We start from the raw sequence: 310 nt of genomic DNA on the forward strand, positions 1-310 counted from the left end.
GAGGCCACGTGATCGCAGACGGAAAGGTGGGGTCACGCCTGGTGCTTGGTGGCCAACGCGACCGGCGGCGTGACCCAAGTCGAGGAGAGGCGGTTCTACACGGCCGAGCGCCTGTGTCCGGTCTGGCCGAAGCGCGCTCACGCGCTCGCATGCGCGCGGCCCGCCGCCGGTAAGCCGAGGGCTCGAGCCGAGAAGGTCGAGGGTGGCGGTCCGGGCGTCGGGCACACCCGGCGCGGCTACGGCTGGCGCTGCCGCGGCGGCGGCGCGCTGCAGACCACCGGCCGGGCGAACTACCGCGCGGCCGGCTTCG

1 pseudogene is annotated in these 310 nt (G+C 75.2%); it reads left to right on the forward strand.

The features are described from left to right. Positions 1 to 48 precede the first annotated feature (48 nt). A pseudogene (locus MKK75_RS30930) lies at positions 49 to 310 on the forward strand (glycoside hydrolase family 19 protein); the annotation flags it as partial.

The sequence above is a fragment of the Methylobacterium sp. J-030 genome (genome assembly GCF_022829545.1).
Classification (GTDB): Bacteria; Pseudomonadota; Alphaproteobacteria; order Rhizobiales; family Beijerinckiaceae; genus Methylobacterium.